Origin of the sequence: Pantoea nemavictus (assembly GCF_037479095.1) — a bacterium.
Taxonomy (GTDB): domain Bacteria; phylum Pseudomonadota; class Gammaproteobacteria; order Enterobacterales; family Enterobacteriaceae; genus Pantoea; species Pantoea nemavictus.
On record NZ_JBBGZW010000001.1, the window covers coordinates 2158845 to 2173308 of the forward strand.

At 53.3% G+C, this 14464-nt stretch carries 11 protein-coding genes; 4 read left to right on the top strand and 7 right to left on the bottom strand.

Annotated elements, in window-relative coordinates:
- The first annotated feature begins 265 nt into the window (after positions 1–265).
- Complete coding sequence (locus WH298_RS09925) at positions 266–1258, top strand: LacI family DNA-binding transcriptional regulator (protein ID WP_180822761.1); 993 nt, start codon at positions 266–268, stop codon at positions 1256–1258.
- A gap of 57 nt (positions 1259–1315) precedes the next feature.
- Here WH298_RS09925 and WH298_RS09930 read toward each other — a convergent pair whose 3' ends face one another.
- Entirely contained in the window at positions 1316–2353 is a 1038-nt protein-coding gene (locus WH298_RS09930; RefSeq protein ID WP_180822762.1) for an acyltransferase family protein, read from the bottom strand.
- Between the two features lie 238 nt (positions 2354–2591).
- Positions 2592–3725, bottom strand: coding sequence for an EpsG family protein (locus WH298_RS09935; protein WP_007893462.1), 1134 nt, complete (start codon positions 3723–3725; stop codon positions 2592–2594).
- 209 nt (positions 3726–3934) lie between these two features.
- Between WH298_RS09935 and WH298_RS09940 the strand changes: the two genes are divergently transcribed.
- Complete coding sequence (locus WH298_RS09940) at positions 3935–4903, top strand: alpha/beta hydrolase (protein ID WP_238344424.1); 969 nt, start codon at positions 3935–3937, stop codon at positions 4901–4903.
- 3 nt (positions 4904–4906) lie between these two features.
- Here WH298_RS09940 and WH298_RS09945 read toward each other — a convergent pair whose 3' ends face one another.
- From WH298_RS09945 to torC, 4 genes are all read right to left on the bottom strand, one after another.
- Positions 4907–5347, bottom strand: coding sequence for a GNAT family N-acetyltransferase (locus tag WH298_RS09945; protein ID WP_180822763.1), 441 nt, complete (start codon positions 5345–5347; stop codon positions 4907–4909).
- A 112-nt stretch (positions 5348–5459) separates the two neighbouring features.
- Entirely contained in the window at positions 5460–6098 is a 639-nt protein-coding gene (gene torD, locus WH298_RS09950; RefSeq protein WP_238344425.1) for a molecular chaperone TorD, read from the bottom strand.
- Positions 6095–8629, bottom strand: coding sequence for a trimethylamine-N-oxide reductase TorA (gene torA / locus WH298_RS09955; protein ID WP_180822764.1), 2535 nt, complete (start codon positions 8627–8629; stop codon positions 6095–6097). The genes torD and torA overlap by 4 nt, the downstream gene beginning before the upstream one ends.
- A 10-nt stretch (positions 8630–8639) precedes the next feature.
- Positions 8640–9803, bottom strand: a complete 1164-nt coding sequence (torC, locus tag WH298_RS09960) for a pentaheme c-type cytochrome TorC (RefSeq protein ID WP_180822765.1) — start codon at positions 9801–9803, stop codon at positions 8640–8642.
- Positions 9804–9938: 135 nt separating this feature from the next.
- Here torC and torR point away from each other — a divergent pair, with 135 nt between their 5' ends.
- The gene (gene torR / locus WH298_RS09965) at positions 9939–10631 is read left to right on the top strand and encodes a two-component system response regulator TorR (RefSeq protein WP_180822766.1); all 693 of its coding nucleotides are present in this window, start codon (positions 9939–9941) and stop codon (positions 10629–10631) included.
- Here torR and torT read toward each other — a convergent pair.
- On the bottom strand, positions 10604–11629 hold the full coding sequence (torT, locus tag WH298_RS09970; RefSeq protein WP_180822767.1) for a TMAO reductase system periplasmic protein TorT: 1026 nt from the start codon (positions 11627–11629) through the stop codon (positions 10604–10606). The genes torR and torT overlap by 28 nt on opposite strands.
- A 77-nt stretch (positions 11630–11706) precedes the next feature.
- Between torT and torS the strand changes: the two genes are divergently transcribed.
- Complete coding sequence (gene torS, locus WH298_RS09975) at positions 11707–14427, top strand: TMAO reductase system sensor histidine kinase/response regulator TorS (protein WP_180822768.1); 2721 nt, start codon at positions 11707–11709, stop codon at positions 14425–14427.
- Positions 14428–14464: the final 37 nt, after the last annotated feature.

Genomic DNA, 14464 nt, shown 5'->3' on the forward strand with positions numbered 1-14464 from the left:
TTTTTTCCGAAAAGTGTGAAGGGGGTTGCGAAAATTGCTGCTTAGCTGGTCAGGGGCAGTTTTATAGCTCAATGAATTGATAGGTTTTTCATCAACTCACTTTGTAAGGAGATTGCAAAACTTGCGATAGAATAGAATTTTCATTCTGTTGAGTGCGAAAATTTCCCTTTTTATTTCACCCGGCTGACCGCATTGGTGCGTTTCATTTTTTAGCCATCAACGGGCATAATACGTTGATTCTCAGCCCCTCTTTGCGGACGCCGTAATGAAAACGCAGCGCATCACTCTGGACGATATTGCTACTCTGGCGGGCGTCACCAAAATGACGGTAAGCCGTTATTTACGCACGCCAGAAAAGGTCAAAACGGAAACGGCGGAGAAAATCGCGAGCGTAATCGCTGAGATCGGCTACGTCGCCGATACCGACAATGTGGCAGCGACCAAACAAAATCCGCCGCGTATCGGCGTGTTAATCCCTTCATTTAATAATCAAATCTTTGCCGATCTGCTGGCCGGAATCGAATCGGTTACCAGCGCGCACGGCTATCAAACGCTGGTGGTCAATTACGACTACAATGCGCAGCGTGAAGAGGAGCAGATTGCCACGGTGCTGGCTTTTAATATCAAAGGGTTAATTCTGACCGAATCGGTACACACCGTGCGGGCGGAAAAGTATCTTAATGCCGCGAATATTCCGGTAGCTGAAGTGATGGGAATAACGGAAGCGAATGGCCGCATCAACGTTGGCTTCGATAACTATCGCGCCGGCTACGATATGACGGCGATGCTGCTGGCCAGCGGCAAACAGCGCGTTATCTATTTTGGCTCAATGTCCGATCGTCGCGACGAGCAGCGCTATGCCGGCTATCGCGATGCGGTGGAAGCGGCCGGTTTGCCTGCCGGCCGTATTGTGCCGAATAAGATCTCTTCGGTATCGATTGGTACCGGCATGATGACGCTGGCGCGCCAGCTCTATCCAGAGATGGACGCGATTTTGTGCACTAATGATGATTTGGCCGTTGGCGTGCTGCAGGAGTGCCAGGCAGTAGGAATTGCCGTGCCGCAGACGATGGCGATTGCCGGTTTCCACGGGCTGGATATTGGTCAGGCGACGACGCCCCGACTAGCCAGCGTGATCACACCACGTTTTGAGATGGGCAAGGTGGCGACGGAAATCATCCTGAAAAAGATTAATCAGCAGCCGACTATTGAGCAGGTGAATTTACACTACCGGCTCTCAATGGGCGCGACCATCTGAAAAAACAAAACCCGCTTCAGGCTGCACCGGAAGCGGGTTTTTTACAGCCTGACGAACTCAATCGCGCGCTGTGGTAGTTGGAACAATCGGTGGCGGCGTATGATGCGCGCGCTTCAGGAAGCGACTCTCCAGCACATTCCACGAGGTGTAAGCCAGCGCCAGCGTAATCACAATGGTTAGCAACAATCCGACAAAGGCGTTGGAATCGTACACGCCAAAGTGCTGCAGCACCTGAATAATCGGCCAGTGATAGAGATACATACCGTATGACAAATCACCGTATTGGCTGATCTTCACCTCTTTGCACAGATTGGTGCAGAACAGGATCACCACCGATGAGAACGCCACCGGCTCAATGATGAACGCATAATCGGTGCTCTTAAACAGCAGGAACAGTACCAGCGAAACAATCGTAATCTCTTTCAGGCGCTCAAAAATGGGCTGGTGGACCGCCAGCAGGCTGCCAAAGAAGAAATAAGATGACAGCGAGATAAATTGTTTAGCCAACGTATCGGCTTTCGCGCCGGTATACACCGAAGTGAAGTAGAAGAACCAGGCGCAAGAGATAACAAAAATCACGCCCCACACTTTCAGCGGACTTCTCTTCATCAGCGGCACGATAAACGGCAGCAGCACATACAGCGTCAGTTCGGCCTTAATGGTCCACAGCGAGCCATCCATCGGCTGGTTGGGATTACTGGTGAACACGCCCGGTAACGAAGCCTGAATGAAGTTCAGGAACGAGAAGTTAGCGATCAGATACTTGATGGTCTCTTTGTTCTTCAGGAAATCCATCAGTGGCAGCGTGGTCAGGCACATACCGATGACAAAACACAGAATAATAACGAATATATACGCCGGTAAAATTCGTTGCGCGCGTTTAATAAAATAGGATTTGAGCGATTTACTTCTTAAGTAACTTTTCGCAATAAGAAAGCCACTTATTGCGAAAAACCCTTTTACTGCAAAGTCACTATTTAGAAAGTGAGCAAGGAAACGTATATCAGTATTCCGTGTCACCTCGGCGGCATGCACCAGCATGACGATAAAGGCGAGAGAGAATCGTACTATGTCAAAGTTGTTTTTTTCGTTCATGTCTGCATTCTTACATTGAGTGACGAAGCGCCAGTAAAGTCATTAAGACTTCGCGTGAATAGATAGTTAGGAATATTCCGAGCTCTGCTGGCACAGATGTAACCTATTAGAGATTCAAACAAAGCAAAATGCAACTGCTGCCAGAAAGAGGCAAAATATTCAGAATTTCGCTATGCGTCTATCAGTGTTATCTGAGAAATAAAAAACGCTAACTGTCATCAGTTAGCGTTTTCTGGATCTAGCGGAAAATTTTGAAGCTTTGTGAGACCTGATAACCGGTAATCGACTGCTTGCTGGAAACGGTATTGTAATAAAGGTAATACAACACCATTAATATCGTAATTGCCACGGCAGCGATTTTCTTTAACTTTTTACATTCCCAAATACACAGGGAGATCAGTACCGGTTCAACTTGTAATAGATAGTTTGCCAAACGCCCACCAGAAGCGTAATCCTGCAGCGCCATCCTCAGACCACTACCAATTGCGAAAGTAATCACCAGAATGTAGTAGGTGTTAAACTTCTCAGCATCAACGTTCTTAATTTTGTCGCTCAGCAGAACAAAACTAAAAATAAACACAAAGCCGATGTTTTTCAGGTTGGAGAGGGTAAGAATCCCCTGATCCTGGGTGGAATCCTGGTTGGCATAGCCCATTGCCCTGTCGCCTAAACCGCCAAGATGACTGGAGAGCAAGGCAATCAGCGCCGAACTGCCCATAAAGGCAAGCGGGAGGCTGGCCAGCACGATGAAAATAGGAATGTATTTGTTTTTTCGAACAATCATCGCCAGCGGAATAAGGATGGCAACAATCGCGGTCGCATGGCTAATAAAGGAAAGAATAAAGGTGGTAAACATCCCGGATTTACTGCGGCGGGACATATGATAAACAAAGCCCATCAGGAAGGCTGAACATAAACCGAAGCGAATCTGGTTCATGTCTTTGTTGATAAATAAGTGTGCGGAATACACGGCCAGCGCCACCAGCGGCAGCGGTGTGAGCTTGCGGAAATAGTGGGCGTTAACGCCAACCGAAATCACGGCAAAGACAAAGATGAAGATATCGGGATTCGCCGTAAACAGACGGGTGATGCCCGCAATGGCGTAGATAGCGGGTTCGTAGCGGAACTCCTCTACGGTGCGCCAAAAGCCTTCGATAACAATTTTATCAACAAACTGAACAAAGAAGTCACGATACTGGAAGTCATCCAGGCCGGTTCCCAGGCCACGAATACCGCCGAAAGTAAAAAGTACTACAACGGCGACAAAATAAAGATAGGTCCTGATTTGTGCTGTGTTTTCATTTTTACTTAACATGGTTTCGACAATAGCGACGAAACTCAGGCTAAGACTTATGATCCAGTAAATTCCCATGGTCACATATTCTTATAGTTTAAAATTTACTTATAACATATGGCCTTGGTAACGTAAACATGAGAAAAGTCTAATTTTTACTGGCCCGGTATTATATTGGTGCCACGAAGTAATATTATTTGCTAACGTTCCAGGATAAATCTTTTCCCCCGGTTTTATTTTCGATATCTCATGGGTAAGTGTTATGTAGCAAAGTGCGCGGCCCGTGGTTGCGAACTGTTTTTTGTCACTGTTTTTACTCAGGATTTGGAGCCAGCGCAATGAAGTTTCCACGATTATCAGTTCTGCTTTTTATGCTTTATCTTCCTGCATCGTTTGCCAATAAGGAAATTCCTATCTGGCCAAAGGAAATGTCAGGGAATAATAAATTTATTAATTTTAGTAAAAACCCAGCCAGTAATAATCGCGCTGTCACAAATGTCGAATCTCCAGAAATGATTTATGTTCCCCCCACCGGAAAGAATAATCATTCGGCGGTGCTAATCATTCCCGGTGGCGGTTTTTCTTATATTATGAAAGATCTTGAAGGTTTGGATGTGGCAAAAATATTGAGCCAGAAGGGATATTCCTCTTTTGTGCTTATTTACCGTATGCCGCACGGCGGTTCTGAGGTTAATCGCAATAACGCTTTTGCTGATGTACAGCGAGCAATGCGGCTGATTCGTAGTAATGCCGCTAATTATCGCATTGCGCCTAATCAAATTGGCGTGATGGGCTTTTCTGCCGGAGCTTTCCTCGCGGCCAACATCAGTAATAATCCGGATGCAGCTAACTATCCTGCGGCTAATGCGCAGGACCAGGTTTCAGCGCGTCCGGATTTCACCGCGCTGATCTATCCGGTGGTATCGCTCAAAGAGGGAGTCACCCACGTGGGGACGCGCGCGGCGATGTACGGCAAAGATGTCACGCCTGAAGTGATTGAGCAAAACTCACAGGAAGATCGCGTCACCTCCCGTACGCCGCCGACTTTCCTCGCCCAGGCGCTAAACGATGGCACCGCCTCACCACAAAACTCGCTACGCATGTTTGAAGCGCTGCGCAAAAACAAAGTGAATGTGGAGATGCATCTCTTCCAGCAGGGCGGACATGGTTTCGGCACTGGCCAGAAACAGAATATCCCCGCCAAAAACTGGCCGACGCTGTTTAGCGACTGGCAGGCAAGCCTGGTCAAGCCATAGCGATCACGGCTGATAACGCAGGTGCAGCAGGGGAAAGGGATTTCCCTGGCCATCAAGAGGTGAGCGACCCGTAATGACAAATCCCTGACGCTGATAAAATCCTAACGCCTGCGGGTTTTGCTCATTCACATCCAGTTCGTTGACGCCAAGGTGTTGGGTGGCATAGCGCAACAACTGCGTCCCAACGCCCTGCCCAAACGCCTGCGGCGCGACAAACAGCATCTCCAGTCGGTTTTCCGCTACGCCGAGAAAGCCGACAATGGTGTGCTGCTCATCGCGGTAAACCCGCAGCTCGACCATCGGTAAATAGTGCATGCGCACCTGCGGCCGCAGCGCGAGGATATCGGCTTCCTGTAAGAAATCATGCGTTGCCCGCACCGATGCCTCCCACACCGCAGTTATCGCCTCAAAATCACACTCTTGTGCCTGATAAATTCCCGTCATCTTTTTCTCCCTTTTGTTCTCATAGGCTTTGCACTCAGATGCACAAGCGACAACGTTGGATTGGTGAAGATGCCAGAAGGCGCTTTCACCGTCCATGCCTGCTTAGTGGGGATTAACGTTGGCTTAACACCATCCGATCATGTTTAACCAGCGCCAGCAGTAGCTGACTTTGTGCCGCATAAAAACCAAATGGGTCATGCTCACTGCAGTGTGCGTTGAAGGCAGGTAACCAGCGCCACAACTGGTTTAGGGCTTTATCGCGCAGCTCAAGGCAGGCGGCCGCCTTCGCCATATTTTCACTGACCGCGAAACTCAGGTGGCTGAGTAACTCCAGGTTAATCGCCAGATGATCTTCCGGCTCAGGAAAGGCCTGATGACGCTCCAGGCCCGCTTCCATCAACAACGTTTGCATCTCTTCGCAGGCATCCTGGCGCAAGCGTGCATCACCTGGCTGATAGCAGGAGGCATAAGGCAGCGCCGCCTGTTTTTGCGACATCAAAAACAGACCGGCAAAATCCGCAGCCAGCTCCAGACGTGCATCGGGCCGCAGTTGCAGCGCGGCGATGCTGTTGCGTAAAGCCAGCACGCCATCCTGCATTGCCGGCAGCGCCGCCAGATGGTCCAGCCATAACGTCACATCCGGGCTCTGCAGCTGCGCCAGATGTTGGTCGTCCAGCTCGCGGGCAAACAGCCCGGCGAACCAGCTATACAAACAAGCATAGTGATGAGGGGTTAACTGGCCTGGCATCATTGGGCATCCGCCTCTTCAGGCTTGGGAATGTAGTCACATTTGGCGATCATCTCAGTGGGACCGGTAAACGCGGTGACCGGTGCGATATCCCCCTGATACTTCTCAATGTTCACAATCGCGGTATGCGCACTGGTAGCCTGCGCCAGTTGGGAAGAACCGATATCCAGCGTCAGAACATTCGGATTGCCATATTTGCACAGCGCGCCAATCACGCCGCCACGATCCGGGTTGTACCATGCACCTTCATGGATGCGAATCACACCCGGCTTATAGCAATCGCTGATCACCGCGCCGGCCAGCACCTGTCCGCGCGCATTGAATACGCGAACCACATCACCGTTGCGAATCCCGCGTGCGCTGGCATCTTCGGGGCTGATATACACCGGCTCTTTGCCCGCGACGCTGTATTGCGCACGCAGCGTTTCCGATTCACACAGCTGCGAGTGCAGGCGAAAATCGGGATGCACTGACTGCAGATGCAGCGGATAGTGCGCAGATCCAGGTCCACCGTGCGAGCGCTCGGCTTTCTCAAACCACATCGGATGACCCTGACAATCGTCATAGTTCAGGTCGGCTATGCTTTTCGAATAGATTTCGATTAAGCCGCTCGGCGTACCTAACGGTTCCAGATCGGGATCGTTGCGGAACGCCTGATGGCGGACAAACAGCTTCGGATCGTTAAATTCGATATAGCCGCGCTCATGCCAGAACGTGTCAAAGGTGGGTAACTGCAGGCCGCGGCCTTTGCCCTGTTTAACGCCATCCTGATAAATGCGCTTTAGCCAGCCCATCTCATCCAGCCCTTCGGTGAAGGCCTGTTCGCGGTCAAAGCGCCGACAAAGGTCGCGAAAAATATCGAAGTCGTTACGCGCTTCAAACTGTGGCGGCACAATTTGTTTCATGCCGAGCAGGCCGCGATTCGAGAGGTTGCCGTACTGATCGATATCATTGCGCTCGAACTGCGTGGTGGCGGGCAACACGATATCGGCGAAGCGGCAGGTGGCGGTCCACTGATTATCAATCGATATCACGGTTTCCAGCGTCTGCCAGCCTTCAATGATGCGGTTAGTCTGCTGATGGCGGTGGAATGGATTGGTGCCGGCAAACACGCACATCTTCAGCTGCGGCAAGGTGACTTTTTTGCCGTTCCAGTTGATCACTTTGCCTGGTTCCAGCATGGCATCGACGAAACGCGCGATCGGAATGGTGCTGCTATAGCCTTTGAAATCGGTGCTGGTGTGGCGCGGCGGCGTGGCAGTTGAGCCGGAAAAGCCGCTGAGGATGATACCGTTACGCGTTGGCGTACCGGCACCGTTGTAATGCCAACCGAAACCGAAGCCGCCACCGGGCAGACCAATTTGGCCCAGCATCGCGGCCACTACCACCACCATCCACGCCCATTGCTCGCCGTGCTGCATACGCTGCACGCACCAGCCGGCGATAATCTGGCTGCGGTCGGCTGCCAGCTGACGCGCCAGTGCACGAATGGTCTGTGCATCAATACCGGTCAAGCTTGCAGCCCACTCGGCATCTTTCGGCTGGCCATCGGTTGTACCGTTGAGATACGGCAGGAACTGCTCAAAGCCGACGCAATAGGTACTGAGAAACGCGCTGTCGTGCAGCTTCTCACTGTAGAGCGTATGCGCCAATGCCAGCAGCAGTGGCACGTCAGTTTGTGGATGCAATGCGATGTGCTGCACCTTATCGCGCCCCAGATATTCGTGGGTGCTGGAGATCACTGGATCCACGCTCACCACGCGGATTTCACCTTTCTCCACCTTCTCTTTTAGCTGCGCGTAATAGCCGTAGACGTCGTGATCCGGGCACCACCAGTTGGCCTGCTGGTTCTTCACCATATCGGAACCCCACAGCAGCAGGGTTTTGCTGTTTTCCAGCACCAGCGGCCATGAGGTTTGCTGCTCGTAGACTTCCATCGAACCGACCACGCGCGGCAGAATTACCTGCGCCGCACCGGTCGAGTAGTCGCCGCCGCTGCCAACGGATGCGCCATGCAGCGCCAGCGCGCGACTCAACATGCCACCGGCGTTATGGAACATGCCAGTGGATTGCCAGCCGCTGCTGCTCAGTAATGCGCTGGGGCCGTAAGTCGTCTGCACGCGTTCTAACTCCTGATAGAACAAGTCGAGTGCTTCGTCCCAGCTAACGCGTACAAAGCGATTATCGCCGCGCTGACGCGTATCGCTTTGATGACGTTTGCGCAGCCAGTCGACGCGAACCATTGGATAGCGCACGCGCGCGGTGCTATGCACGTGATCCGGTAAGCCGGCGATAATTTTGCTGGGATAGCTATCCTTTTCGAATGGCATAGCTTTTACAAAACGGCCATCTACCACCGTGGCGCGAATTGCCCCCCAGTGCGAGCCGGTGAGAATGCCTTGTGCGGCATGTTGCGCCGCCTGCGCCTGGCGTGGCACCAGCAGCGAAGGTGCCAACATACCCAGCGTGCTGAGTCCGCCCAACTGAACGAGAAAGCGGCGGCGTGATTGGTTAAATGAATTGGTATTTTTCATGCTCGCTTCCTTAGTGTTTCTGCTGTGCGCCGCCGGTATCGGACGCGTTTAGCTGAAGATATTTCAGCAAGGTACGTTCTTCACGCTTGTCCAGACTGGTGAAGCCGATCATGCCGTTGAGGGTGCCGATCCAGCCGTTGGCATCAAAGTGCGCTTTATCAGGCGCGCCGTGACACTGATTACAGGTGCCGCTATACAGCGCGCTGGCGTAGGCCCAAATCGGTTTGCTGTCGTTGACCATGTCGCCTTTCTGCATCCACGCGGTGGTTTGCAGCTTGCTCCACTCCACGTTGGTGGCGGCAACGGTGGTGGTTTCCAGCGTTTTGGCGTTTTTTTGCAGATCATCGCGAATCGATGAAACGAAAATACGTTTGCCTGGCATCAGCGACAGCACGCGCTGGCGGCCCTGAGTTTCAGTCCATCCGCTGATCTGCACCTGCAGCCAGTCGCCGTCGCGTTTCAGTACCTGAACTTCGGAGGCTGGCAGCAGTGAACCCGCTGGCGTACTGTCGGTTTTGTTGGCAAAAATCGGTTTCATATCGAGCGCAAATAAGGTGTCGCCGCTGCTGTTGGCGTCGGCGGTTTTGCGCATCTCTTCGAACTGTTTGCGGAAACCACTGCTCATATCCGGTAGCTGGTGGGTAATGCCTTTGTGGCAATCAATGCAGGAACGATTTTCCAGCGCGGCGGCGCTCATCTGGCGCGCGGCTTCGGGTTTCTGACGCGTATGGTCCATCGCGTCATAATTGTGGCAACCGCGGCAGACAGCGGAATTGCTCTCTTTCATGCGCTTCCACTCACGCTCGGCAAGGATTAAGCGCTTCGCTTCAAACTTTTCTGGCGTATCAATCGACCGCGCAATCAGAGCCTGATAGAGATCATTACTCGCTTCCAACTTGCGCTTTAGCATGCCCGGAATATCGCGCGGGATGTGGCAATCGCGGCACTCAGCGCGCACGCCTGATGGATTCCTGAAGTGGGTGGACTGCTTATACTCTTTGTAAGGTTGCTGCATGCCGTGGCAGCTAATGCAGAACTCGGTTGAGCTGGTGAGTGTAATCCCGGTGTGGGGCACCACAATTACCGCCAATCCAATGACGATCCCGACCAGCAGGATCGCCAGTACCGACCAGCGTGCGCTGGGTCGGCGTAAGCGCTTCCATAGTGTTTTCATTGCTATAACCCTGTTGTTGTTATGGTCTATATCGCGCGGCAATTTTAGGGATGAGATATGAACAAGGTCAGCGGGCGGTATGAACAGGATGCAGCAGAATATGAACAGTTATGAACAGACAGGATCGGGCTGGCGATGCCACATCACATAGTGATTGTTGAAGATGATGTCGTGACGCAGGCGCGACTGCGTGATTACTTCCTGCAGGAGGGCTATGGCGTTTCAGTGACCGCCAGCGGGGCCGGAATGCGTGAACACATGCTGTTGCAGCCGGTGGATTTGGTGCTGCTCGATATCAATCTGCCGGGGGAGAATGGGCTGCAGCTAACGCGTGCGCTGCGCGAGCGATCGACGGTCGGCATTATTTTGGTGACGGGGCGCAGCGATCAAATTGATCGTATCGTTGGTTTGGAAATGGGTGCCGATGATTATGTGACTAAGCCGCTGGAACTGCGCGAGTTGGTGGTGCGGGTGAAAAACCTGCTGTGGCGCATCGATCTGGCGCGTCAGGCGCAGCCGCTGCAGGAAGAGAATAGCTATCTGTTCGCCGGTTACAGCCTGAATATTTCCCGCCATACGCTGGAGCATGCGGGCGAATTAATCAAACTGACGCGCGCCGAATACGAAATGCTGGTGGCGTTTGTCACCAATCCCGGCCAGATCCTCAGCCGCGAACGCCTGCTGCGTATGTTAACGTCGAGCCGCGTCGATCAACCCGATGTGCGTACCGTTGATGTGTTAATTCGCCGCCTGCGCAGCAAAATGCGCAGCGAACTGTTTGTTACCCAGCATGGCGAAGGCTATTTACTGGCCGCAGAGGTGCTTTGAAAGAAGTAAACCGGACGGAATCCTGGTGGCGAGAGCGAAAGCGCGACGGCTGTGCTGCTGCTGTTTTTCGCAGTCAAAATCAGAATGGGTGGGCTGATATTATCTGGCACGGGCTGGCCTTCAAGCACTCGCACGGCTTGCTCTACGGCTAATTCGCCTTGCCAAACCATCTGATCGCTGGCGGCGACTACGATGCGATCGCGCTTCAATCCGCGATACACCTGATGCGTCAGATAAAATGAGGCGATATCCAGCGGCGCTGCCCGACTGCGACCTTCTCCCATCGCCACTTCTGCCGCCAGCGCGGTGCCCGCCACCAGATTGATTTCTGGATAGCGCTCCAGACGATCCTGCAATAAATTGCGCTGCACCTCGATATCATTATCACCATAGGCGACATCCACGATATGCAGCTGGCTACCTGCCAGCGCCGCACGGAAACCGCTGCTCATCTTCTGGCTGCCGCCAGCATCAATTGGACCCGGTAGCAACAAAATACGCCATGGCTTAGCGTGAGGATGCGTAACCAGATATTGACCGATTTGATAGCCCATTTGGTACCAGGGAACGCCAACACGCGTGCGCACCGGCACATCACGAATAGCATTCACTACCTCAATCACTGGCGTATGTTGCGCGAATAAGACCGCGCCAGGAAATTGCGCCACGCTGCTGCCGAGTAAAATCGCGTCGGCGCCCCACCGCTGGCAGGCTTGCAGCTGATTTTGCTGCACTTCGCCCTGACGATAACCACCGGCTTCAAAAACATTGAGTGTGACTCCCAAACGTGCTGCCGCCTTACTCATTCCATAGTTGATCGAGAGCCAGTAACCGTCTTTCAGATTGGGATAAAGTGCGCACAATTTCCAGGCACGCGAGGCGCTAAGCGCCGGCAATTTCGCCGCTGGTGTGCTGTGATTCTCCTGCCAATGCAGCAGCGGTTGCGTCGCGAGTAAGGGCGAACTCAGCAACAACAGCGTTAAAAAAAGTGTGCGCATAAATAACCTCAAACAAAGTGCGGCTAATGCTAGTGGCATTCGTCCGCCAGACTCAACTGTTTTTAGCGCGGAATCGCATGGCTAATACCTCCTTAATTCGTCGGCTGTGGCTGGCCTTTGCCCTGATGGCGTTACTTACGCTGCTTAGCGTCGCCACGGGCTGGATAAACCTGCGCTTTGTTGGACGCGTGGAACAGGCCAACACCCAATCGTTACTCTCCAGTATGAATATGGCGCGCCATCTGAGTGTCGCCAGTGCCAAAGCGCTGTTTTCGGCACAGCAGCTGCTTAACGCGCGCGATGAGCAGGAGTGGCAGACGCAGCGCACTATGCTGGGCAAGCAGGACCAGAGTATCGCTCAGCTGCTCAACCAGCTTAGTGCACAGGGCTTTGATACGCGTGCGATGGCGCAGCTGGAAACCGCCAATCGCCAGGCAATTATGCAGCAGGGCGATGTGGTACATCAGCGTTTGCAATTGACGCAGCAGCAGCATCAGTTGAGTGACGATATCGCTGCCGCCGCACATCGCATTGCGGATTTGGCACACGGTCAGGCCAGCAACGCCGCGACAGCGGCGGGCGCCACTCAGGCGGGCATCTACGATCTCATCGAACACCAACAGCGCGCCGCTGCCGGTCAGGCACTGGATCGGTTGATTGATGTCGATCTCGAATACCTCAACCAGATGGGTGAGCTGCGGCTCATCGCGCTGCGCGTTGAGCAAATTGTTATGACGCTGAAATGGTATAACGGCGCGCCGGACCTCACTGCGGCGCCGCTGGCGGAGCTAATACAGGTTTTACAACGACGCCAGCAGCGGGTGGAAGATCCGCGTATTCGGGCTGATATTGGTGAGGCGCTGGCGGTTGTTGCGCGTTATAAAACGTTGCTGGCAATGTGCGGGCAGCAGCAGCGTTTGCATGCGCAGCTGGAAGGCTTAGCGCAGCAAAATTTGACCTTATTCGGCCGCTTTAGCCGTGAAATGGAACGCCAGGTAAGCGAGATTGAGCAGCGCAATGCGGATGCGCTGAGCCGGGTCAATCGCGAGCGAGTATTCGGCACGCTAATGCTGGCGCTGCTGGGTGTGATGGCCTTGCTGACGTTATCGTTAGTACTGTGGCGCCTGGTTTATCGTTCGATCTCGCTGCCGCTGGCACGGCAAACTGATGCGCTGCAACGTTTGCTCGAAGGCGACCTCGACTCGCCTTTCCCATCTAGCGGAAATGCCCGCGAACTCAATACCATTAGCCGCCTGATGGAAGCATTTCGCAACAATGTGCGCGCACTCCAATACCAGCAGCAGCACCTGGCGGAGCTAGTGAAAACTCGCACCGAGGCGTTACAGGCGCTGGTGATTCAACATCATCAGGCGCGTGCTGATGCCGAGCAAGCCAACCGCGCCAAATCGGCGTTTCTGGCGGCAATGAGCCATGAAATACGCACGCCGTTGCACGGTATTCTCGGCACCGCGCAGCTGCTCGCCGATCGGCCTTTGAGCGATAGCGATCGCCGCTATGTACAGGCAATTAATGATTCCGGGGAAACACTGCTGTTTATCCTCAATGACATCCTCGATTATTCGGCGATCGAGGCCAGTTTAAAAACAATCACCCTGCACAATGCGCCGTTTGAACCGCGTCAGTTGTTGCGCAGCGTCACCCATTTGATGAACGGGCGGGCGCAGAGCATAGGATTGCAATTAAAAGCCGAAGTGAATGCGCGGGTGCCGGAATGGCTGCAAGGTGATGTACATCGCTTGCGGCAGATAGTGATGAATCTGCTAATTAATGCGCTGAGATTCACTGAACAGGGCGACATCGTGCTGCGTATTGATAGTGATGAATGTGAGTGGTTTATCGAGGTCGACGACAACGGCTGCGGCATTGCACCTGAGGATCAGCAGGCGATTTTCGAACCTTTCGTGCAACTACAAGCGGGCAAGGGCGGTACGGGATTGGGGCTGGCGATTTGCCGCGGCCTGGCGCAGGCGATGCAGGGAAGATTAACGCTCACCAGCCAGCTAAATAGCGGCAGTTGCTTCCGGCTGACCTTACCGCGAGTAAATGCCTCGACCACGGCGTCGCTACCGGATTCTGCGTCCGCGGATCTCACCGGTTGGCATCTGCTGATTATCGAAGATAACCCGCTAACGCAGCAGATCACAGTGGAGACGCTAACGCGCAAGGGGGCGCAGATCAGCATTGCTGGCAGTGCGGCGGCGGCGCTGGCATTGCTGGCGCAGAGTGATGATATTGATTGCGCGCTAGTGGACTTCGCGTTACCGGATGCCGATGGCGTGCAGCTAGCGCAAAAGCTGGCGGAATGTTATCCCGCTATGCGGCGCATCGGTTTTAGCGCCAGCGTACCTGATGAAATGCAGCTTGGCACCGATGGACTTTTCTGCGGCATCATTCAAAAACCGGTGCACGGTGACATGCTGTGTCGGCAGATTGTACGCTTTCTCACCTCCACATCGTCGACGGATCTCAACGTGGCACAGTTAAAACAGGATTATACCGCGCTGGGCGCTGAAACATTGCGAAGCTGGCTAACGCTATTTCGCCAGCATGCCTTGCCATTGCTGGATGAGATTGAAGCCGCAGAAAAGGGCGAAACCGTGTCGCGGCTGGCGCATCAACTCAAAAGCAGCTGCGGCAGTTTAGGGATGCAAACCGCCTGGCAAGCCTGCGCGCGGTTGGAGCAGCAGCCAGATGCAAATATTCCCTTAAGAGCGATTGTTGAGCGCGGGTTGATGCAGGTTGAGGAGTGGATTGCTGGGATGTGCAATGAAAGTTGAGTTGTTCGGTAAAACCGAACAACTCAACTTTTAACTT